Below are 22,856 nucleotides of genomic sequence, written 5' to 3' on the forward strand. Positions count from 1 at the left end.
CTATTTCGGCTCGCCCTCGGCATTGGGGCCGAGAAGGAATATTAGCATGCCAAAACAAGATATTGCCTCAAGTCAGTTTCAACGAAAAATCTCGGAATTCTGTGAGGTGCGCATTGCACCGGCCACATCCAAACGGACCTTAGAGAATATCAAGCCCTACCTCGTCAGCCTGATCATTTATCGCAAGTCACCGCCCTTGCTGAATGGCCGCATCCACTGGGCGGCCATTGCGGATGCCTGCGGGATCGAAGAGGACCTGACCACGGAGCTGAAAAAGCAGCTCCGTCCCGGCCTCGACGCCATCATCCGCTGGCTCGGCGCGCCGGCGGCTTTGGAAGACGTTCGACCGTCAAAACCGAAAAGCAAAGCGGCCAAGCCCGGCATGCGCGCGCCCACATCGACCACATCGTCCACACGCAAGCCGCAACGAACGGGCAGCGACGGAACTCCGGTTCAACCTGCCTCAGCGCAAAGAGGGCCACAGCCCAAGCCGATCCAGGAATTTCCACCACCGCTGTTCGAGGCAGCGGACGATCCGGAAACCTTCCGCGACGCGCTCGTCTACCACATGCGCCGGTTCGGCGACAGTTGCTGGCAGCTCTATCGCGCCATTGTTCGCCTCGGTGAGACCTTTGACGACAAGACCCTGTTGTCCTGGGTTCAGGGTGAACGGGCGCCGAGATCCATTGCCAGCTTCGACATCCTGTCGCGTATCGAGCGTCGCTACCAACTAAGACAAGGCTACTTTAAAGAGAAGCTGCCGCACCAATCCCGATCGCTGCACGGTCACGATCTCGGTGACATCAATCCGGCCGAACGGCGGAGACTGGCCTGGCATCTGCCCGACGACTTCGGCAGCCTGCCGTTCTCGAAGCGCGAGGAAATCCTCGACTGGGTGCGGCGGGTGATCATTTCCGGCTCGACCGATTATCACCGCTATCAGGCGGCGGCGAGCAAACAACGGTATGCCATCCGCTTTCCGGGGGTCACCTATGGCGGAGGAACGTTGTCTCCCCGATCGCCCTTTCTGACGTCTGGCGCAAGCAGCGGTGTGGACGATTCATTCGAAGACCCGGACCTGCTGTCCGGTGTGGTCGATGCGCCGCCGCGGCTGGCGATGGAGATGGCCGACCTGATCCGATTCAAGACTTCGACGCTGACGGCGATCGGTTTCCAGCGCAACGGCGTCTGGGGTGAAGAGTCGGCGTCGCAGAAGGTGGAGCACCTCGGACTGATGTTCGGCGCGCTCGCTGCTTCGCCTACCGGCATCGTCAAGGGTCGCGGCGTCCCGCTCAGCCAGTTGACTTTCGGCCTGCTGATCTTTCCTGGCGTCTGGGACTGGTATCTGCAATGGCTTGAGCAGCGGCGTGGATTCTACACCAAATGGGAAGAGGACATGCTGATGGTCGCGCAGGCTCTTACCCGGGCAGAGGTGGGATGGATCCGGCAGCACCCTGAGCTTCTGAAAAATGTCAGGCCGATCGAAGGCCTGATCGCACCTGAGGAAATCGAATTCGCCGCACGTGACTGGAACGGCGCCTGCGATGCGTTTCACCGCCATGCCGCCAATCGCTCGAAGGAGGTGCAGCGGGTGATGCGCGTCCATCGCGATCCGTTCGAACCGATCATGGTGATCCTGGAATCCGACAGTCCGCTGGCGGAGTATCGCAAGATCACCGACGAAATCCTGAAGCGCATGCCGGACCGGGATCGTTATCCGCGCCCGGCCGCCGAAGCCGTTCGCTCCTTCCTGATGCTTCGGCTCGGACTGCATCTGGGCCTTCGGCAGAAGAACCTACGCCAGCTTCGGCTTTGCCCGCGTGGGCATTTTCCGACGTCCGAACGCCGGCTGGAAGACATGAAATGTGGAGAACTGCGATGGAGCGACCGGAAGGATGGCTGGGAGGTGCTGATCCCCTCTGTTGCCTTCAAGAATTCCGGCTCGTCCTTCTTCGGGCAAAAACCGTTCCGGCTGATCCTTCCTGATCTGCTTGACCTCTACAAATACCTCGAGGTCTATATCGATCGGCATCGCGGTGTGTTGCTCGGCAGTGCCAAGGACCCCGGAACGTTCTTCGTCAAGACCGTGAAGACGACGAGCTACGATGCAGCTTATGACTCGACAAAGTTCTACGAGGCCTGGAGGACGATCATCCAGCGCTATGGCATCTACAATCCCTATACCGGTCGCGGTGCGATCAAGGGCCTGCTGCCACATGGGCCGCATAACCTTCGGGATATTCTCGCGACGCACATCCTGAAGCAGACGGGATCCTACGAGCAGGCGAGCTATGCGATCCAGGATACCCCGGATGTCGTGCAGCAGCATTACGGCCGCTTCCTGCCGCAGGACAAGGCGGCGCTCGCGGCAAAGATCTTGAACCAGGCTTGGGAAGCCGCTTGATCAGAGAGGGTGGAGCACTCTGGCGCTCCGCCCACTCCGGCCGACAGACCGCGCGGGATGCTGCTTTGTCGCAGCTCGCGGAGAAAGAGGGGTAAGCTTCAGCGCAGTTCGAGCATTGTCAGCGCGTTATCGATCGCGGCCCCTGATGCGGTATTGTCGAACACGCACCAGCTGTGGCGCTGCCAGCAGTTTCGAGAACGATCTGATCTCCTTATCAGTGTAGCTCGAGTAGTAGATTTTTGGTTTGCCATGAAGACGGACGTATTTCGGCGGCGTGTCGAAATCTTCCACCGGCCATACCGGCGCAGGATCGGCCAGAACCCGGTCGATCCTATAGGTCTTCAGCAGATCCAGCGCTTCGGCCGATGCCCAGCTCTTGTGCCGTACCTCGATGACGATCGGCCCATCATCGGCATCCCGCATCGTCTTGAACGCTGTTTGGAGCACCTCAACATCGAAGGTCAGCGATGGCGGCAGCTGACAGAGCAGTGGTCCACGCTTCTCTCCAAGAGGCGCGATGTCTTCGAGGAAAGTGTCGAACGGCTCGGCGATGTCTCTCATCGCGCTAGTGTGGGTAATCTCCTTAGGAATTTTGACTGCGAACCGGAATGCGTCGGGTACGGAGTGTTCCCACGTTGCGAATGTCGACGTCTTGTGCCGGCGGTAGAAGGTCGAATTGACCTCGACGCCGTCGAAGACCGATGCATATCGGGTGAGGCTGCTTCCTCCCTGCGCAAACCGGTCGGCCACCTTTTTCGGGATAGACCAAGCCGCGGTGGCAATGATCGGCAATTGTCTTCTCCTCAGCTTGGCAATTCGCAAGCGATACGAAGGGCCGGCAGCCGAGTTCCTTACGCCGATCAAGCACAAACCGGAACCATCAACCAGCCAAGAACGTTTGCAGAACGAATTCAGGAGATCGTTATGAGTGACAACCCGAAAACCGATACCTCTTCCAACACGCAGAAAGACCCGGACGACTGGGTCAGCGGCGATGAGCCGATTGACCGGCGCCCAACGCTCCTATCTGAAGACCTTGTCGGAGCAGGCGCATCAGCCCGATACCTGTGCCGAGGATCTAACCAAGGCGGAAGCGTCAAAACGGATCGATGAACTGAAGCAGTCCCTCGATCTGGAGTGACGTGATGTCTCTGATGGCAGATGAACCGCCTGGAGGTCGATGCTGCACGGAACCTTTGTTCGCTGCAGCACTTATGGATCGTCAACCGCGAAAGGACGCGACCATGTCAGACCTGAAGCTTGGTGAACCGATCCCCACAGGCATTCCCGGTATTGAACCGGTCAGCACGGAAGTACAAGATGCCGCCAAGGCGGTCGTCCGGCCGATCGAGCGGACGATTGATAGCGCGGCAGGCGCCTATCCAGATACAGCATTGCTCGACCAGTTGCTGCTTCTTCCAATGAAGCTCGGCCTGTCGATGGCGCTGGCTTCGACGGCAATGCTCGTCAGCCCGATTGCGATGACGAAGCGGCTGCAGACGACCGGTATCATTCAATAAAGGACGCTCCTTCGTCCGCGTCGCTTTCGCCGCCTTCCGAGGCGGCGATTTCTTTTTGAACCGCATGTCGGCTCAGCAGGCCGGCGGGTGTTGTCACGTTAATCGGCTCACAGTTGGCTGCGTTTCGGGTTGGTCGTAGATTTCGACGATGCAAACATCCGATATCAGTTTCAAGCGTCACCGTTTTCCTGCGCAAATCATTGCTCATGCAGTCTGGCTTTACCTGCGGTTCAATCTGAGCCTGCGTGAAGTTGAGGAAATGTTTCTTGAGCGTGGTGTCGACGTTTCTTATGAGACGGTTCGCGTTGGATCGCCAAGTTCGGACCCCAGATCGCTCGCAACTTGCGGCGACGACAGCCACGGCCGGGCGATGTTTGGCATCTGGACGAAGTCGTTGTGAAATGCGCCGGAGAGAAGTTCTGGCTTTGGCGTGCGGTCGATCAGCATGGCACTGTTCTTGAAGAAATCTTGCAGAAGCGACGCAACAAAAAGGCGGCCAAGCGCCTGCTGGTGGCGTTGATGAAACGCTATTGCTTTGTTCCCAAACGTATCATCACTGATAAATTGCGCTCCTACGGCGCAGCAAAGGCGGACGTGGCACCCCGCCTCGTTCATTGGTCACACAAAGGCCTCAACAATCGGGCTGAAAACAGCCACCTTCCGTTTCGAAAAAGGGAACGAACCATGCAGGGCCACCGATCAACGGGAGCATTGCAACGGTTCGTCTCCATGCACTCCGCTACCCGGAATTGCTTTTCAGTTCCATCCCGCCGCCGAGCCGCACAAACAATTCGCTACCATCGCCTCGAAGCTTTCGACGCATGGAAAATTGCGGCTTGCATCCCCTGAAAATCCGAGAACCTCAACCCATTCTCGGGATGGGAAACTTAACGTGACAACACCCTTTTATCTCCTTCGCGGCCTGCGCCGAGCGCTGTGCAAATTCCCTGACTTCCTGCGCGACGACCGCAAAGCCTTTTCCGGCGTCGCCCGCGCGCGCCGCCTCTACCCCCGCATTCAGCGCCAAAAGGTTCGTTTGAAACGCGATTTCATCTACCACGCCGATGATACTCGCGATCTGGTTCGCAGATGCTTCGATGCGCCCCATGGCGTTCACGGCGTTGGCGACTACCGTGGCGGAATGCTTGGCACTGACCGTCGCATGCGCTGCGGCTTCCCGCGCTTCCTCGGCGCGCTTGGACGAGTTTGTCAGGTTCGCGGTGATCTGGTCGAGTGCTGCAGCGGTCTCTTCGAGGGAGGCAGCCTGCTGCTCCGTCCTCTTCGAGAGGTCGTCAGCGCTCTGCGCAATCTCACGCGCACCACCATCCAGCGCGTGCGTGGTACGAGCGACCGACTCGACGGTTTTCCCGAGACGCATCACCGCCGAATTCAAATCGCTGCGAAGTGTTTCGAATTCCGCGGCGAAAGGTTCGGTGATCTGAAACGAAAGGTCGCCGTCAGCAAGACGGCGCAGGCCGTCGGCAATCCCGGAAGTCGCCTCAGCAAGGCGTACGTTGGCAGCTGCTTCCGTTTCCGCTTTCATACGGTCTCGCTCAGCTTCCGCCTGCGCGCGGTGGCGTGCTGCGGTCTCCTCCAACTGCTTCTTTTCAATGGCGCCCTTCCTGAACGTCTCGATGGCTTCGGCGATAGAACCGATCTCGTCCTTTCTTCCCGCGAAAGGTATCGCGCGATCGGTCTGGCCCGCAGCGAGGTTCGCAATGGAATCCCTTACGATCTCGATCGGCCGGGCGACACAGAAGTAAGCGAAGTAGACGATGACTCCCATTATGAGAACCGAGACGCCAATGGCGATATAGCTCGTCTGCACCGTCCAGCTGTATGATGCCTGGCTGGCAGTATAAGCATCTTGTGCGCCCTTGGTGTTGAAGTCCACGAGAGCGTCGAGGTCTTCGGCGATCCGGTCACCGACGGGTCCCAACTCGGTGCTGACAGCGTTGATGGAAGCTAAAAGGCCTCGGGATTTGAAGGATCCGGTAATGCCTGATCCAGTGACCACGTAGCCGTCGAAGACATCTATCACGCGACCGATCAACGCTTCGTCCGTAGAGGTCATCGGTAGGCTCCTGTATAAGTCAGCCTGCTTCCGGAAGTCAGCGATCGCAGCCGTAATAGCGCCGTCGGCTTTCTGCAACTGGTCCTCAGACTGGGCCATTATGTAGTTTCTGTAAGCCAGTCGAAGGTCACCGAGCGCGACGTTCATTTCCTTCGCTGACGACACGTTCGGCAGCCAGTTTGTCGCTATACTGCCAACATTGGAGTTTATGGCAGAGATCTGTCCCACCGCGAATGTCGAAAATGCTAGGAAGACGATTCCCGCGAGTATCACCAAGGATGGGAGCGCCGTCTTAATGCTGGTTCGTGCCATTGTCATCTTTCTAAGTCGGCGCGCGCTGCCCGCCGTTGTTGATGCAACGCTAAAGTCATCTCGCTTGCACACTGGGCCGCGGGAGCCCGCGGCACTGAAATCAGATACTTGATGTACCAGACGGTCAAATTGCTCATGAAGTTCCACTAGGCGGTGTGGACGGATTGCCGCAAGTTTAATTTCTGCGATTCCCAAATCCGTATTTGAATGATTCATGGGTTGCCGGTTTCAGAGGAGATCGGCGATGCTGACGAAGATGACAGAAGCGGACTGGACGGTCGCACTTGAGGTTTTCCGCGCCTCGCTTCCGCGGCGGGGCGACAAGGGTCGAGATGACCGGCTGTTTTTGGAGGCCCTGCACTATTTCTCCGTCAACAATATCACCTGGCGCGGTCTGCCGGAGCGCTATGGACATTGGAACAGTGTCTGGAAGCGCTTTTCCCGATTGAGCAAGGCGGGTGTTTTTGAGATTTTCTTCGAGCACCTTGCCAGCCTGAGCACGTCGGCCGATCTGGTTCAGATGTTCGACAGCACCGTGGTGCGCCGCATGTTTCGGTAGCAGGAGCAAAAGGGGGCAATATGGCCAAGCGCTTGGCCGCTCGCGAGGCGGCTTCTCGACCAAAATCCACCTGAAGACCGATTTCGACGGACATCCCATCGCCTTTGATCTGACCGGGGGCGAGAAAGGTGACGCTCCGCACTTTCCAATCCTGCTTGGCCTTGGCCCCGATGTAGATCCCCGCGCCGCCATGGGCGACAAGGGCTATGACAGCAAGGCTAACCGCCAGGCCGCAAGAAGGCGGGGTGCGGTTCCCGTCATTCCTTATCGTTCAACGGCAAAATCAAAGCCGACGTTCTTTCCCAAAGCGCTCTACAAAGGTCGCGCCCGCATCGAGCAAGCAATCGGAAAACTCAAGCGCTTCAAGCGCGTTGCGCTACGATGCGAGAAGACCAAACAAAATTTCTCCTCCATCGTCGCAATCGCCGCAGGCTTCATCTTGATCAAATCCGTCCACACTGCCTAAAATGCTAACGGAAACGCCCTGTCAGCGCGCTGGACCCCTTTATTCGCTTTCGGTATTAAACCTGCGCGTTAATTGTATTTTCGACATCGATAAAAGAGATGACCGGCGGCTCGTAAGGGCCGGAACGTCCCGCGCTTGTGAGGTGAGGAGAGTCCGCAACGGGATAGCAGGTCGCTGGGACTGCTGGCAGGCCACTATACATTCACGGCTGAAGTGTGAGTGGCCTCTTCGGATCGCCTCCGCGCTGGGCCATCCGACATGCAACGCCTGTACGGCTCGAAGCGCAGTCAGCGCGTCCGTGTTTGTTTGGGAGTTTCGCCAAACCGCTTTCGGTATCTTCGAGAAAAGTCCGCGTGATGCTGGAAACCCCAGGCATTTGCGATCTGCGATATGTAGCCTGGAGCGAAGCCTCGCTTGAGGGCATCGTGGACGCGGTCAAGTCGACATTCGATAATGTACTGAACCGGAGTTATGCCTTTCGATTCCCTGAAAGCGATCTGCAAACTGCGAACGCTGACCCCTGCGGCGAACGCGATCTCGGACACGGTTATCGGACTTGCTAGGTTCGCTTCTATGTAATCGAGGGCGTTTCGAAGCACTCGGTTGTTTACCTGGTCGGCGGTGGGTCTCACGGCCGCCGTTGTTGGCCAGCAGGACAGCAGGTGGAAGACGAGCAGTTCCTCGACTATCGGAAAAGACAGCGGATTATGGTCTCCGTGCTGCTGGAGGTTGTCGTGCAAGCGGAGGAGCGCGGTCCTGAAGATGCGGATCTGAGGTATGTTCACGTCGACGACGGGTACGAAGGATGCGAACGTGCTACGTTCCTCCCCGTACAGCGCCTGCATTTTCTGGAATATGCTTACGGATGCGATTGTACAGCTTATCATACTGGCGCTCCGGGAAGTTCGCTCATACTCCATATCCCGAAAAGGTATGATAACGCCCTGTCCTCGGTCGATGTTGACCTCTTCCCGACCGTCCTTACGCGCCAAGCCGCCGCTTATAGGGAATCGGATAGTCACCAGATCCGAAACAACACGCGGCCGGGCTTCGAAACCTGTCGCGGACTCCGTTTTCCAAACACAAAAATCTCGAATTTTAGTCCCGCCGAACTTGAGACGGACCGGCTCTCGACCAAGAGAAGTGAATCCAACCGGGCACAAACTGTCTGACTGTAACCTGTCGTTATCATCGTGGGTTAGGAGATCGAAACGAAACCTTGTCGGAACCGTGTTCGCAACAGAATTCAAGACAGGCATCGAAAACTCGTGATAAAATGCCGCTCACGACAGCGAGCAGATCGGAGGGATAGTAGGAAAGCGGTCTCTAGCCGTGACTTACCACTAATGCAACCATTCGTCACTAACCGCCGATCATCGAAGCTATGCATTTAACGAAATTATCATAGTGAATGCGAAAACACCTCAACAGTACGACGGGCAAACTGTGGAGCGTGTTGATGATCAACACGCAATTCCCGCCCCTTCGGACCCGGCCAACTATCCGCAGCTGTACATAGCTACGACCGAGGCCTGCGGGTTTTGCCAGACTGTAGAGCGTTCGCCACGTCAGCGAGACGGCAAGCGGCAAACCGACCTATGGCTTGAACCGAATTCCTGGCAGCCGGAACCATTCGGCTGATATGTAAGTGCGCGCCTTGCAAGCTCATACCGGTAAGTCTCATACGACGTCGACGGGTATCTAGCGACAGCGCTTCGTTCGAGAAGCTTTTGGCGGGCAGGCTACCGATTGGTCGGCGCGTGAGAAGCGATCGAGGCTGTGGCGCTCGATCAGACCGATGTTTGTATAGATTGCGAGAGTCCTATCATATTTCGGCACGTACTACGTAAAATCGAAGTATGATATTGTCTAAGGAAAGTCATTGGATCATTACAGCAAGCATTAAATCAACTCCTAGGCAGTGTGGACGGATTTGATCAAGATGAAGCCTGCGGCGATTGCGACGATGGAGGAGAAATTTTGTTTGGTCTTCTCGCATCGTAGCGCAACGCGCTTGAAGCGCTTGAGTTTTCCGATTGCTTGCTCGATGCGGGCGCGACCTTTATAGAGCGCTTTGGGAAAGAACGTCGGCTTTGATTTTGCCGTTGAACGATAAGGAATGACGGGAACCGCACCCCGCCTTCTTGCGGCCTGGCGGTTAGCCTTGCTGTCATAGCCCTTGTCGCCCATGGCGGCGCGGGGATCTACATCGGGGCCAAGGCCAAGCAGGATTGGAAAGTGCGGAGCGTCACCTTTCTCGCCCCCGGTCAGATCAAAGGCGATGGGATGTCCGTCGAAATCGGTCTTCAGGTGGATTTTGGTCGAGAAGCCGCCTCGCGAGCGGCCAAGCGCTTGGCCATATTGCCCCCTTTTGCTCCTGCTACCGAAACATGCGGCGCACCACGGTGCTGTCGAACATCTGAACCAGATCGGCCGACGTGCTCAGGCTGGCAAGGTGCTCGAAGAAAATCTCAAAAACACCCGCCTTGCTCAATCGGGAAAAGCGCTTCCAGACACTGTTCCAATGTCCATAGCGCTCCGGCAGACCGCGCCAGGTGATATTGTTGACGGAGAAATAGTGCAGGGCCTCCAAAAACAGCCGGTCATCTCGACCCTTGTCGCCCCGCCGCGGAAGCGAGGCGCGGAAAACCTCAAGTGCGACCGTCCAGTCCGCTTCTGTCATCTTCGTCAGCATCGCCGATCTCCTCTGAAACCGGCAACCCATGAATCATTCAAATACGGATTTGGGAATCGCAGAAATTAAACTTGCGGCAATCCGTCCACACCGCCTAAAACGAGTGTAATGATGGCTACCACAACGCAGTTCAACCCATTGCGGCTTGTGAACGACGCTATTAACAATGCCAATATGGCAGGTCAAACACTTACCACGGACGCCATAGCGCTGCTCTGGAAGGTCGCACAGGGAAAACTCAGCAAGGGTGACGCAGCTGAACTTTCGCGAACCCTGATAGGAACCATTATCCAGAAGCGGGAGCGGCATGAGGTCCGCGTTGTCGACAAAGAAACGGCCGCGGCACTCGACGCCAAGCAGCGACCCTGTCCGAAATACGCGGACAACTCGTCACGTTACAAGCTCCAGCGTCCTATAATAGCGCCTCCATCAAGCAATAGTCGCTCGGACGTTGTGCGTGGGCACCGTTTCAAAACGTATCTCGATCACGGCCTGAATACCAGCCGCTTGACTGAGGGACCCGGTGCCTTCGGGTCCCCATCGTGCGGATACGCTAACCCTGCGTTTATCCGAGTAGCTGCCATTCGTCTTGCGGCGCTAGGTCAATGGATTGCCAACCACGCGTTCGGGTACACGAATCCGTTAGCGTTGGCTATCGGGCAACTGCTCAACGCGGCACCTTTTTCTTAGCCGCACACCCTGCAGCTTCGGCGGTGCCACCGTAGGTCGAGTTGAGACGAAACAAAAGACAGCCGCGCCCCAATTCACGAACACCCATTCACGCGAGTTGAGTTGCCGCCGAGTGCCGTCGACGACCCGCTGCGACGGCTAGCATCAGTTCCTATCATTTTTACGAAATTAGACATACCTGACGCGAAGCGAGCCGTAGCGTTAACATTTTGTCCATCGCTTGACGATGAGATGGTTAACGGACTGGAACGGAGCAATGTCCGCCGTCTCTAATAATAACAACAGCTTGCAGAGTAAGGCGATGAGAAAACGAGTGCGTTTGAACGAGCTGCGGGTTGGAATGTGGGTCGCTGAGATAGACATGCCTCCTGGCATGTCTTCTGATCATGCCGCGCCCTTCGCAATCGCATTTCCTTCGGAGTTAGAGCGCCTTACCGATCTCAGCATTCTCAGTGTCGTCAGCGATGCGAGGAAAGGACTGGATATGGCGAGAAGTCGCGTATCGACCGTCGACCTCCAGCAGGAAATAAGCGCCAGATTGCCGAGAGAGGAGATAGCTGCAGCCGCGCGGACAATCTCTAGATTAAGGCCGCATCTCAACGCGGTTTCAGAGTCTTTTAGACAGTAAATCGCAACGAAGCCTGAAATAAAGAAGGTAATATTATCAGAATGGAACATCGGAAAATCATGCAACAGTCATACAATGACATAAACGATATCAAAAGAAGTGCCTGCCCGGGGAGAGATAAACTTATGGATAGAAATGACCGTAGTTCATTGAGAATAATGTTCTCGTCGGTATGTCTCTTCCTTCTCATGCCCCATCATACATTCGCAGGCATGAAAGAAGCCCGCGAATTCCTCTCATCCGAGATTGGCTCGCTATCGGTTCTATCTCGGGCTGATCAAGAGAACGAGATGAAGTGGTTCATCGAAGCGGCGAGGCCTTATCAAGGAATGGAAATCAACGTCGTTTCCGAGACTCTGACGACGCATAAATACGAGTCGGAAGTCCTCGCTCCGGCATTCACGGCTATCACCGGCATCCGGGTCAACCATGAGCTCACGAGCGAAGGCGACGTCGTGGACAAGCTCCAGACCCAGATGCAGTCCGGTGAAAGTTCCTACGATGCGTACGTAAACGACTCGGATCTGATCGGCACGCACTGGCGCTACCAACAGGCCCGGTCACTTACAAAGTTCATGCGCGACGAGGGCAGGGACGTCACCAATCCGGACCTGGACCTGAACGACTACATCGGCCTCAAGTTCACGTCGGCACCGGACGGCGACCTGTATCAGCTACCCGACCAGCAGTTCGCGAACCTCTACTGGTTCCGGTACGACTGGTTCAACGACCAGAAGAACAAGGCCGACTTCAAGGCGAAATACGGCTACGACCTCGGCGTTCCCGTCAACTGGTCCGCCTATGAGGACATCGCCGAGTTCTTCACCGGCCGCGAGATCGACGGCAAGAAGGTCTATGGCCACATGGACTACGGCAAGAAGGACCCGTCGCTCGGCTGGCGCTTCACCGATGCCTGGCTGTCGATGGCTGGCAATGGCGACAAGGGCCTGCCGAACGGTCTTCCGGTCGACGAGTGGGGCATCAAGGTCAACGAGAAGTCCCAGCCGGTCGGCTCCTGCGTCGCCCGCGGCGGCGACACCAACGGCCCGGCTGCAGTCTATTCCATTCAGAAGTATCTGGACTGGATGAAGGCCTACGCACCTCCAAGGGCAGGCAGCATGAACTTTTCCGAGTCCGGTCCGGTTCCGGCGCAAGGCGAGATTGCGCAGCAGATCTTCATGTACACCGCCTTCACCGCGGATATGGTCAAACCCGGCCTTCCGGTCGTGACAGGCGACGGAACCCCGAAATGGCGCTTCGCTCCTTCGCCGCATGGCGTCTACTGGAAGGACGGGATGAAGCTCGGCTATCAAGACGTCGGCTCGTGGACGCTATTGAAATCCACGCCCGTGGACCGAGCTAAAGCGGCTTGGCTTTACGCCCAATTCGTCACTTCGAAAACTGTCGACGTCAAGAAAAGCCATATGGGCCTGACCTTCATTCGCGAGTCTACGATACACGACACGAGCTTTACGAAAAGGGCCTCCAAACTCGGCGGTCTCGTCGAGTTCTACCGCTCGCCGGCCCGCGTCCAGTGGTCGCCCACCGGCACCAACGTTCCCGACTATCCGAAGCTATCTGAGTTATGGTGGCAGGCTATCGGCGACGCAGCAGCGGGGACGAAAACCCCGCAGGAGGCATTGGATTCGCTATGCGCCAACCAGGAACGTGTCCTCCAGCGCCTTGAGCGTGCCGAAATCCAGGGAGCCATCGGTCCGGTGCTGTCAGAACAGCGCGATCTCCAGTACTGGCACCAGGTCGCCGTAGCGAACGGCCACCTCGCGCCGCAGCCGAAAATCCAGAACGAAAAACAAAGCCCGGTCACCGTTGACTACGACGCGCTCGTCGACAGCTGGCGAAACTAGCGACAGGGCGACGTCAGACATTGAAATGTACCACTTTAAACCCTCCCTCAAAGGTAAATCATCATGCGACGCCCTAGTATCCTAGTCTCAGTAAGCCTCTCTCTTGTTACGATCAGCATCGTCGTCTTGGGCCTGTACGCCTTCATGGTAACGGGCATGGATCGGCTCAACGCGCGCACGGCAGACGTCGCCGACGGTTGGCTCCCGCGCAGCAAACTGTCCGCGCAAGTCAAGATCGCCTTGGACGATCTGCGGATTGTTTACGGCCAGCATGCGGTGGAAGCGAACGTCCAGCGAATGAACGAGCTGGCCAAGATATCTGCAACCCGGGAAGCCGACCTGCGTGATGCGCTGGAGGTCTATGAGAAGCGCATCTCCTCAGACGTTGAGCGCGCGGCGTTTGCGCCGATCCCTCCACTCGTGGACAGTTTCGTTCAGAAAGGCGGCTACATGCTGGAGATGTCCTCCGGCAAGTCTAAAGACCTTGCCGGATACCTTTTCGGCCACGGCATGACGACCTTGGCAAAAGACATCAACGCGTCGCTCGACAAACTGATCGCATTCAGCGAGGAGGGTGCCCACGCTTCGAAGACAGACGGCGTCAAGACGTTCAGATCAGTGCAGTTCGGAAGTCTGCTCGCACTTGGTATCGCGCTGACGATCCTGGCCGGTGTGACCGCATATGTTATCCGCGGCGTCGCGCGGCCAGTGAAACTCATCACGGGCTCAATGTCCCGTCTCGCTGGAGGGAATACTCAGGCAAGCGTGCCTTTCGCCGATCGGTCCGACGAAATCGGCTTGATGGCCGCCGCGGTCGAGGTGTTCCGCAAGGAGGCGATCGAGAAGACGGCGCTGGAAATCCAAGCGGATCGAGACCGCAAACATGCGGAAGCTTCACGCGAAAGGCTTACTCACGAGGCTGAAGCCGCCGCGATGGCGCGGCTTCAGCAAGCGATCTCCGGCATCGCCGATGGTCTCCACGCAATATCGCACGGCAATCTGCAGATGAGGCTGGGCAAGCCGCTGTCGCCGGAATTCGACAAGCTACGGCTCGACCTTAATACGGCAGCCGAGCAGCTTTCGGCCACGCTGAATACGGTGAACTCCGCGGCGCATTCCATTTTGAGCCGTTCGACCGAGATCGCAGACAGCACTGCGGCCCTGTCGAACCGTACCGAAGAGCAGGCCGCGGCGCTTGTCAAGACGACTGCCTCTATCAATCAGATCGCTTCTACCATGGGGCATTCAGTCAAGCGACTCGACGACGCACGCCTGGTCGCCAGAACCGCCAACGAAAGCGCGACGAAATCGGGCTGCATCGTGGCTGAGACCATTCAAGCGATGGAGAAGATCGAACACTCCTCTGGCCAGATTTCGAGCATCACGCAGGTCATCAACGAAATCGCGTTTCAAACGAGCCTTCTGGCACTCAACGCGGGTGTCGAAGCCGCTAGAGCGGGAGAGGCTGGAAAGGGCTTCGCCGTCGTCGCCCAGGAAGTTCGCGCGCTCGCCACGCGATCGGCCGAGGCCGCGAAGGAAATCAACGGACTCATCGAGACGTCGAGCACCCAGGTCAAAGCGGGCGTCGAACTCGTCCACAAGACCGGAGCAACCTTGGGGACGATCGTATCCCATATCTCTTCCATGAAAGAAAGCATGGAGGGTATCGCATCTGCGACAGTTGAACAGGCGACGACTCTTTCAGAGGTCACGCATGCGATCAACCAACTGGACAAATTCACGCAGCAAAACACGGCCATGGTCGAGGAAACCTCAGCCGCGAGCTTCGAGCTGGCAGCGGAAGCGAGAATACTGCAAGACCTAATGGCCGCCTTCGAGCTTCCGGATACATCCATGGCCGACAGGCCTTTCCAACAGCCGGCGCGGCAACGCGCAGCCTAATGGCGAACGTCCGGCGAACGGCGATGTTCATCGAGCAGGTTGACGTCTAAGGAAGACTTGCCCTACTGAAAAAATCACCTCCCCTAAGCAGCTAGAAGGGGTGGTGAAATCCAGATGCAGCAGATACGCTGACAGGACAAGCAACCTTCCTGTTCGCCAACGCCGTCGGTACTGTCCCTGCTGGTGCCCGGCACCTAGCTACGACGTCTGTGTCTGCTCGCTGGAACTGCCAGCCACTCGGTCAGAAGGCTCGCGCCGGTCACGTGACAACAATAGGTACGGTGACCGCTTTTGACGCCTCCGCTCGCCGTGTCGCGCGCTAGCATCGTCTTTCGACTCTGGGAAGCAATCTCTGCGATTTACCAGCCCAAAATTGCATCAGACATACCAATCTCAGCCAACAGTACAAACTAGAATTGTTAAAGCGCAAGAATTGTCGTTATTGCTCAAGATTTCTGCGTGTCTAATGGAATATTTACATCGCGTAAATATCTTTACCCAAGAATTCGCATCAGCATTAGCTGCTGCGAGCTTGCGGATGGTCCGGCCGAGCGACGGGGAGCATTTTGGGGTAAATGGGATGTTAGGATTTGGTGGCGCCGACGCAAAGGCAGTCCTTGAGGCCCTCAGCAAGTCTCAGGCCATTATCGAGTTTAAGCTCGATGGTACGATCATCACCGCAAACGAGAATTTCTGTCGGGCGCTTGGATATCAGCTGTCCGAAATCGTGGGCAAGCACCACAAGATCTTCGTCGATCCGACCGAAGTCAACAGCTCCGATTACATCGATTTTTGGGCAAGGCTGGGACGCGGCGAATTTGACCGTCGCCAGTACAAGCGTATCGGCAAAGGCGGCATGGAAGTCTGGATCGAGGCTTCCTACAATCCGGTGTCGAGGGGCGGCAGGCCCTATAAGGTCGTCAAATTCGCGACAGATATCACCGAACAAAAACTTAAAGCCGCCGAAGATAGTAGAAAGCTCGACGCGATCTCCAGGGCTCAGGCCGTCATCGAGTTCACGCCCGGCGGGGACATCCTGACGGCAAACGAGAACTTCCTTCAGACCCTTGGCTATCAACTCTCTGAGGTTCAGGGCAAGCATCATTCCATGTTCTGCGAGCCGGGCTACACGAGGAGCGAGGATTACCGCCGCTTCTGGGCAAGGCTCGCCGGCGGCGAATTCGTTGCAGATGAGTTCATGCGTCTCGGCAAGGGGGGCAAGCGCGTCCACATCCAGGCGTCCTACAACCCGATCTTCGACATGAATGGCAAAGTGTTCAAGGTGGTCAAGTTTGCGACCGACGTGTCTGAGCGTGTCAACAGCGTCGAGCAACTGGCCAGCGCACTCCAGGCTATGGCTGGCGGTGACCTGACGCAGGAACTCCGCTCACCCTTCATGCCCGCCTTGGAAAGACTGCGCAGCGACTTCAACGAAACGTCTTCGAAGCTCCGCACGACGCTGCAAACTGTCCGACATCAGCGCCCATGAGACAGAACTGGCTTAATTGAGAAGAGAGGATTTTCGGCTCATCGTAGCTCATTCAAAGGAAGCGAAGATGAGACAAAAATCCGGGCCGCAGACATCGACGACCGAGAAGACGATCAAGGACATCCGCCGCGCCACGCGCAAGCACCATTCGTCGGAAGAGAAAATTCGCATCGTGCTGGAAGGCCTTCGTGGCGAGGACAGCATTGCCGCAATCTGCCGACGTGAAGGGATTGCCGAGAGCCTGTATTATAGCTGGTCCAAGGAATTCCTCGAAGCTGGCAAGAAGCGGCTTGCGGGCGACACCGCCCGTTCGGCAACCACTGACGAGGTGAAAGCACTGCGCCGTGAAAGCCGCGACCTGAAGGAGGCTCTGGCCGACCTCACCCTGGAAAACCGCCTGCTTAAAAAAAGCATGATCGGGGATGGGGGCGGCGACGAATGAGATATCCCGCCACCGAGAAGCTTGAGATTATCCGGCTCGTGGAAGAATCCCACCTGCCTGCCAAGCAGACCCTCGACAAGCTCGGCATTCCTCGGCCGACCTTCTACCGCTGGTATGATCGTTTCCTGACCTACGGCGTCGAGGGGCTGGAAGACCGGACATCCGCCCCGTCACGGGTATGGAACCGTCTTCCCGACGATGTCAGGGACCGTATCATCGAAATGGCGCTGGATCATGCCGAGTTGTCGCCGCGCGAACTGGCCGTGAAGTTCACCGACACGGAAAGCTATTTCGTATCAGAGGCTTCGGTCTACCGCCTGCTCAAGGCCCACGATCTGATAACGTCGCCCACCTATATCGTCATCAAGGCCAACGACGAGTTCAAGGACAAGACCACGCGCCCGAACGAGATGTGGCAAACTGACTTCACCTATCTGAAGGTCATGGTTGGGGATGGTTCTACCTGTCGACCATCCTCGACGACTTCTCGCGCTACATCATCGCCTGGAAGCTGTGCACCAGCATGAAAGTCGAGGATGTTACCGACACGCTCGACTTGGCGCTTGCGGCATCAGGATGCGACAAGGTCAAGGTCGAACACCGGCCGCGCCTGCTGTCCGACAACGGCCCGTGTTACGTTGCTTCCGATCTCGGTGAATGGCTGGAGAAATACAAGATCGGGCAGGTCCACGGCGCTCCCGGCCATCCGCAAACGCAGGGCAAGATCGAACGCTGGCACCAGACGCTGAAGAACCGCATCCTGCTCGAAAACTACTTCTTCCAGGAGGACCTCGAAGCTCAGGTCGCGGCTTTTGTCGAGCACTAGAACCATCGGCGCTATCACGAAAGCCTCGACAATCTTACCCCAGCCGACGTCTACTCCGGGCGCGGCCAGACCATACTGCTCGAACGCGAAAAGATCAAAAGAGACACCATCAGACAACGCCGCTTGAACCACCAAAAGAAAGCAGCTTAAATCAACGCGCAAACCGAGCCGGAAACTCCATTCTTCCAAAGCCGAGGAAGTCTCAAATCATTCGACGACGGACACCCGCTGCGTAATCATTGGAGGCTTGTTCGGAGGTGAGGCTGAAACACATGGATCCTCGCATGAGCCAAAAACCCTATCTGACCATTTCTGGTTACAATCCGGCCGCCTTGGTGAGATTGGCGCTGAAGCCATGGCGTTCCGCCACCTCTTTTACAACTACGCTCGGCCGCAGACCCTCTCACACGATACGAGCTTTGAACGAATCCGGCCATTTGCGATGCGCCGAGTGTCAAGCCGACCATCAACAAGCCGGGTCGCAAGATCTACCGGCACGATCGTTCCGCACTGGCGGCGCCAGATCGTTCGAGGGAACGGAGTGGTTCCCTTGGGCTGCGGCAGGCCAGTTAGCACCAGTGATGCGACAATCCGCCGAATTCATGCGACGGGTTTAGTGAGCACCTGTTGCACGGCGCGAGCAAGGTGATCGCGCTCGTAAGGTTTTTGGATAATGACCTCGCTCCCCTTACGCCCTGCGATCGCCAACTCATCGCCATAGCCCGTCGCGAAAATGAAAGGCGTGCCGGCTTCCCCAAGCTTCGTCGCGAGATCGAAACTCGTTCCGCGACCGACGTTGATGTCCAGCATCGCGAACTGAAAGCTATGTTTTGCGAGTAGCTGCTCAGCTTCGGTAATCGTCGAGGCGAGGGCCACGTGAACGGCGCCCAGTTCGTGCAGCATGTCCTCTGCCTCTAGCGCAATTAGCATATTGTCCTCGACCAGCAGGACATGCGTTCCTTGAAGGAGTCGGGCAGGAGTAACGTCGGTCTTCTTGGTGGCGTCATTGTTGAATGTGGTCGGAGCGGGTGTCTCGTCCTCGTCCGCGATGAAGACATAATGATGCGGGATGAAGAAATCGGCTTCAAGTCCTGCCAACAGGAAGCGGAGCTCCGCTGTGCCCTGTAGATCGAACGGGATTGTTCGTTCGACAATGACAGATCCGAAGCCGCGACGTGTCGGGGCAACCACGGCCGGGCCGCCGATTTCCTTCCACTTGATATAGACGCCTTCGCCATCGACTGCTTCGACGGTCACCTCTACACGACCTGCGGCGGAAAGCGCTCCATGCTTGCAACTGTTGGTGACGAGTTCGTGCACGACCAGTGCTACGGTGGAGATCGCCTGCGCCTGGAGCAGAACATTAGGGCCCTTCAAGCTGAGGCGGCCCCTCGCATTGTCATGTGCAGCAATTTCATCCTCGAACAGCCCGGCCAGCGGAGCAGGGCCCCAGCTCTGACGCGTAATCCTGTCATGCGCTCTCGCCAGCGCCTGTACCCGGCCACTGAGCGAGTCGACATAGCTGGTGACATCGACGGCAGCTTGGCTCGTCTTTGTCACCAGGCTGCGGATCAGAGCGAGGATGTTGCGAACGCGGTGATTGAGCTCTGCGATGAGCACCTCCTGACGTTCGGATGCACGCCTTCGCTCGTCGCTGGCACCGTCCGAATAGCGCAAGATGACTTCGATCAGTGCCTGTCTGATCGCTTCACCGATGCGCTGGTCGCGGTCGCAAAAGCGGGGAGCCCTGCCACGGACCAGTCGGGCGAATGCCGCAAAGCTCTTGCGGGGAGACATACGCTCACCATCGGTGCTGGCTTCCAAGAGCTTTGCGGGATCGCCGCCCCACCTGATCTCGCTGATGCGCTCTCGGCGAAACAACAAAATATAGTCGCGTGGGACACGTGAGATAGGGATCGACATCATGCCGGCGGCGCGATCAGCCGTTGCGCTGCACGGCGCATGCACGGAAGCCAGGTCGTCGGTCGTGAAGACCCGGCTCGGCGATGCTGCGTTCAGATGATGCGCGAGCGCGATGACATTCTCTTCAGACGGCGTGGAGCCGTGAAGATGGGCTTTACCGCTACGATAAATGGCGACACCATCGCAATCCACCATGTCGCGCGTCATGTCCTGCAGCCATTGCGCGTTTTCCATCAAAGTCTCGTCGCCGGCGATCATGGTGATGACGCGATCAGCTAAAGCCCGTGCGCGTTGCTCATGCTCTTCACTTCCGCGCCGCAGGCGGCTCTCGAGCATCATCGAATACATCGCGCCGAACAGCTCGGAAGCGGTCCGCATGATAAAGCTTGGCAGGCGCGGCCCATTCGCGTGGCATGCGATAAGACCCCAAAGCTTTTCCTCGACGACGATCGAGATCGATAGCGAGGCACCGATCCCCATGTTGCGCAGATATTCGATGTGTACTGGCGACACGGCGCGGGTGATCGACATCGATAAGTCGAGCGGTGGCGTTACAGCATCAGCGGGAGGTAGGAGCGGTACCGTTGGCGCCGTGACGTCCGCTATAATGCGGAATGGGTTGCGCAGGTAAAGTTCGCGAGCCTGACGCGGGATGTCAGATGCGGGATAATGGAGACCGAGAAAGCTTTCCATTCCAGCGCGTGCCGATTCCGCGATGACTTCGCCATGGCCCTCGGTGTCGAACTGATAGATCATGACGCGATCAAAGCCTGTGATCGCCAGCACCTGTCGAGCCGTATCATGGTGAAACTTAGCGATCGTTGGTGATTTAAGGAGACGTGCAGCCATCGCACGAACCATCGAGGCCGCCTCCACCCGTTCGGCCTTCTGTGTCCGTTCGCCTTCGATGATCAGCAGGTCGCCCTGGAAGTGGATCGAGAGATCGACGTTGGGCAATCCCTGCACCAGCTTCAAGTCGAAAATCCGCTCACCTGTCGTTGACGCCAGGATCGCCATCCGGTTGCGAATGTCGTGGAGCGCGATCTCACTGATCCATCGGTCGAAGCGAGTGCCGAGCAGTTCCTGGGGTTTAACTTTAAAGAACTTCTCGCAATTTTCGGATGCGCGAACAATCGTCCAGTCGTTCGACATTGCGATGAGGAACGCAAAGTTCTGGATCTCATCGAGTCGCGTGATCGGTTCCCGGTCGCAGACAGTCAGGTTCGCATCGGTGTAGTCATTGCCCATTGGTTGGCCCCCGCCATCTATTTTAACGTCGCAGACGATATTTCAGCGGAGAGGTACCCATTACCTCATGAAACGCCCTTCGAAACTGTGGTGTGCCCTTGTACCCGACTGCCCCCGCAATCGCGTCGATAGGGAGTTCAACCTGTTCCAGTAGTTTGACAGCTCGCGAGATGCGCCGCCTTTGGACGAACGCATGGGGATTTTCCCCGGTTGTCGCCTTGAAGGCACGAGAGAAATGAAAACGGCTAAGCCCGGCGACGGCGGCCAGCTCAGCCAATCCTATGGTTTCGTGAAGATGCCCCTCCACAAAATCCGTCACCGAGGCGATCTGTCGGTCGGACAGGCGCCCCTGCCTATCGGCCATGACGCCAAAGACTTCGAGCGACGCCACCAGGCACACGCTCTCGGCATGAAGTTCATCGACTTGAGGCGCCCTTACGAGCGCTGCGAGTTTTTTGAGCGTCGCGCGCAGTTGCGGATCGCGCGAATAGGCGAACGGCGGTAGATCGCGTCTGGCATATCGGCTCCCGAGATCTTGGTGGATCACCTCAGGATCGAAATACATCGCCACAAAACTGTTGACCCGTGGTTTAGGCTTACTCCAGCCTTCAATGCCGCAGCCCTTGGGCACGAACGTGATCGTGTCACGTAAATCCCGCACATGAAGCCTCGGCAGGCTGTCTACGCGAAGCTCGCCGTCCGTAAGGGCGATGTCGTGCAGTGCCAGATAATGGCTATCACCACGGCTTCTAAATTCGTACGGTTCCGCGCTGCCCAGCTCCACATACTCGACTGAAAATCCATGGGAATGGTGCGCCCGTCGTGAGACGGGTGCCAAGTCCGGTTCCGCAAAATCAATTTTGAGCGCGCGAGGAGAGGTCATGAGCCTGTTTAGCACGATATTTGCTAATGAAAAACAATTTTTGCGCGAAAGTTTTGCGATTATAACTAAGCTTTCTTGGGAAAACACCTACGTCGGTGACGAGGTTGAACCGCCTATTGTTGAACGGACGCTGCAACGGTCCAGGTATCTGTCTGCTGACCCGTCATACAAATTTCCTTCAGCGACTTCCTGCAGCGGTGATCCTCCACCCGCCTCGGCAGTGACTTCTGAACAGGGGCGCTATGGGCTGCTTTCTGCGTGGGAAGTCCCTACAGCTGACTGTCCGCTCCCGGCCCCATTTACGACATTCCGCCAAGACATTCATATTCTGTGTGAAGTTGCGTTCAGCACAGAAAAGTCCCTTGACGCTCAACCATACTGTTGCCTACCCGCACTTATATTACTATCAGTCACTTAAGGTTTTTGAGCTTCATAGATAAGAGCGGGTCCGAGGTTCAACCCGCTCAAGGCAAAGACGGCTGCTGCGGAGATCGTTTCCGCATCTACATGGACAATGTGGATCAGCTCTTTATCTGACGGGCTATGTAGCTTCCCAAACCTGATCCAGGATTTTTGCCGCAAGTGCCGCCTTCTCCTGCTGACGGCGTCCGGTGTGTCCTAGAAGGCATGGCTGGCGTGCTCCCGTGACCCGGTCTGCTTGAGGATATGCGTTGCCAGAATATCCCGAAAGTTGTGCGGCCCTTGTGGCAGCAAACTCTTGATGGCTCCGCGCCCCGTACTGGGGTTGTCGACGCCATAGCGTTGGATCACAGGTCGGAGCAATAGATGGAGGGGGACGCTGCCGCGAAGGGCAGGGGTGTCTAAAAGGGCACAAGCCAAAGTTCGATGCAGCCGAAATTCGCCGCTTGCGAGACGAAGGAGCCGGACCGACTAGAACCGCCAGCAGCTCGGGATCCGCGCGAGCGCTGC

The 22,856-nt window shown here is 57.2% G+C and carries 14 protein-coding genes and 5 pseudogenes; 10 read left to right on the forward strand and 9 right to left on the reverse strand.

The window, feature by feature from the left end:
• The first annotated feature begins 46 nt into the window (after positions 1-46).
• Positions 47-2,404 carry a hypothetical protein gene (locus AVI_RS23670; RefSeq protein ID WP_012650505.1) on the forward strand — a complete coding sequence of 786 codons (2,358 nt, stop codon included), beginning with the start codon at positions 47-49 and terminating at the stop codon, positions 2,402-2,404.
• A gap of 126 nt (positions 2,405-2,530) precedes the next feature.
• Here AVI_RS23670 and AVI_RS23675 read toward each other — a convergent pair whose 3' ends face one another.
• Complete coding sequence (locus AVI_RS23675; RefSeq protein WP_012650506.1) at positions 2,531-3,196, reverse strand: DUF72 domain-containing protein; 666 nt, start codon at positions 3,194-3,196, stop codon at positions 2,531-2,533.
• A 132-nt stretch (positions 3,197-3,328) separates the two neighbouring features.
• Here AVI_RS23675 and AVI_RS23680 point away from each other — a divergent pair.
• Positions 3,329-3,545 (forward strand): annotated as a pseudogene (locus AVI_RS23680) (DUF3072 domain-containing protein).
• A gap of 103 nt (positions 3,546-3,648) precedes the next feature.
• Positions 3,649-3,924, forward strand: a complete 276-nt coding sequence (locus AVI_RS23685; RefSeq protein ID WP_139191523.1) for a hypothetical protein — start codon at positions 3,649-3,651, stop codon at positions 3,922-3,924.
• On the opposite strand, the gene AVI_RS31555 is transcribed toward AVI_RS23685, so the two are convergent.
• Positions 3,914-4,132, reverse strand: coding sequence for a hypothetical protein (locus tag AVI_RS31555; RefSeq protein ID WP_244427807.1), 219 nt, complete (start codon positions 4,130-4,132; stop codon positions 3,914-3,916). The two genes, AVI_RS23685 and AVI_RS31555, sit on opposite strands and share 11 nt — an antisense overlap.
• Here AVI_RS31555 and AVI_RS23690 point away from each other — a divergent pair.
• Positions 4,073-4,773 (forward strand): annotated as a pseudogene (locus tag AVI_RS23690) (IS6 family transposase). The gene AVI_RS31555 and the pseudogene AVI_RS23690 sit on opposite strands and share 60 nt — an antisense overlap.
• A gap of 13 nt (positions 4,774-4,786) precedes the next feature.
• Here the strand turns inward: AVI_RS23690 and AVI_RS23695 are convergent.
• Complete coding sequence (locus tag AVI_RS23695) at positions 4,787-6,526, reverse strand: HAMP domain-containing methyl-accepting chemotaxis protein (RefSeq protein WP_049777441.1); 1,740 nt, start codon at positions 6,524-6,526, stop codon at positions 4,787-4,789.
• A gap of 28 nt (positions 6,527-6,554) precedes the next feature.
• On the opposite strand from AVI_RS23695, the gene AVI_RS29320 reads away from it, so the two are divergent.
• Both AVI_RS29320 and AVI_RS23705 read left to right on the forward strand, forming a co-directional pair.
• On the forward strand, positions 6,555-6,869 hold the full coding sequence (locus AVI_RS29320; protein ID WP_012650490.1) for a transposase: 315 nt from the start codon (positions 6,555-6,557) through the stop codon (positions 6,867-6,869).
• On the forward strand, positions 6,820-7,335 hold the full coding sequence (locus AVI_RS23705; protein ID WP_148213984.1) for an IS5 family transposase: 516 nt from the start codon (positions 6,820-6,822) through the stop codon (positions 7,333-7,335). The genes AVI_RS29320 and AVI_RS23705 overlap by 50 nt, the downstream gene beginning before the upstream one ends.
• A 287-nt stretch (positions 7,336-7,622) precedes the next feature.
• Here AVI_RS23705 and AVI_RS31955 read toward each other — a convergent pair whose 3' ends face one another.
• The 3 genes from AVI_RS31955 to AVI_RS29330 all read right to left on the reverse strand — a co-directional run bounded on the left by AVI_RS31955 (position 7,623) and on the right by AVI_RS29330 (position 10,030).
• The gene (locus AVI_RS31955) at positions 7,623-8,222 is read right to left on the reverse strand and encodes a helix-turn-helix transcriptional regulator (protein WP_470207172.1); all 600 of its coding nucleotides are present in this window, start codon (positions 8,220-8,222) and stop codon (positions 7,623-7,625) included.
• 1,027 nt (positions 8,223-9,249) lie between these two features.
• The gene (locus AVI_RS23715) at positions 9,250-9,765 is read right to left on the reverse strand and encodes an IS5 family transposase (protein WP_148213984.1); all 516 of its coding nucleotides are present in this window, start codon (positions 9,763-9,765) and stop codon (positions 9,250-9,252) included.
• The gene (locus AVI_RS29330) at positions 9,716-10,030 is read right to left on the reverse strand and encodes a transposase (protein ID WP_012650490.1); all 315 of its coding nucleotides are present in this window, start codon (positions 10,028-10,030) and stop codon (positions 9,716-9,718) included. The genes AVI_RS23715 and AVI_RS29330 overlap by 50 nt, the downstream gene beginning before the upstream one ends.
• A 1,476-nt stretch (positions 10,031-11,506) precedes the next feature.
• Between AVI_RS29330 and AVI_RS23735 the strand changes: the two genes are divergently transcribed.
• The 4 genes and pseudogenes from AVI_RS23735 (at position 11,507) to AVI_RS23755 (ending at position 18,022) form a co-directional block, all read left to right on the forward strand.
• Positions 11,507-13,213, forward strand: a complete 1,707-nt coding sequence (locus AVI_RS23735; RefSeq protein ID WP_049777466.1) for an ABC transporter substrate-binding protein — start codon at positions 11,507-11,509, stop codon at positions 13,211-13,213.
• Positions 13,214-13,276: 63 nt separating this feature from the next.
• On the forward strand, positions 13,277-15,115 hold the full coding sequence (locus tag AVI_RS23740) for a HAMP domain-containing methyl-accepting chemotaxis protein (RefSeq protein WP_012650513.1): 1,839 nt from the start codon (positions 13,277-13,279) through the stop codon (positions 15,113-15,115).
• A 580-nt stretch (positions 15,116-15,695) separates the two neighbouring features.
• Positions 15,696-16,586, forward strand: a pseudogene (locus AVI_RS23745) (PAS domain-containing protein); the annotation flags it as partial.
• Positions 16,587-16,671: 85 nt separating this feature from the next.
• Positions 16,672-18,022 (forward strand): annotated as a pseudogene (locus tag AVI_RS23755) (IS3 family transposase).
• Between the two features lie 450 nt (positions 18,023-18,472).
• Here the strand turns inward: AVI_RS23755 and AVI_RS23760 are convergent.
• The 3 genes and pseudogenes from AVI_RS23760 to AVI_RS31885 form a co-directional block, all read right to left on the reverse strand.
• Positions 18,473-21,043 carry an HWE histidine kinase domain-containing protein gene (locus AVI_RS23760; protein WP_012650515.1) on the reverse strand — a complete coding sequence of 857 codons (2,571 nt, stop codon included), beginning with the start codon at positions 21,041-21,043 and terminating at the stop codon, positions 18,473-18,475.
• Between the two features lie 22 nt (positions 21,044-21,065).
• Positions 21,066-21,926 (reverse strand): AraC family transcriptional regulator, encoded by an 861-nt coding sequence (locus tag AVI_RS23765; protein ID WP_139191369.1) that lies wholly within the window; start codon positions 21,924-21,926, stop codon positions 21,066-21,068.
• A gap of 541 nt (positions 21,927-22,467) precedes the next feature.
• Positions 22,468-22,703, reverse strand: a pseudogene (locus tag AVI_RS31885) (hypothetical protein); the annotation flags it as partial.
• Positions 22,704-22,856 lie beyond the last annotated feature (153 nt).

The organism is Allorhizobium ampelinum S4 (genome assembly GCF_000016285.1).
GTDB lineage: Bacteria > Pseudomonadota > Alphaproteobacteria > Rhizobiales > Rhizobiaceae > Allorhizobium > Allorhizobium ampelinum.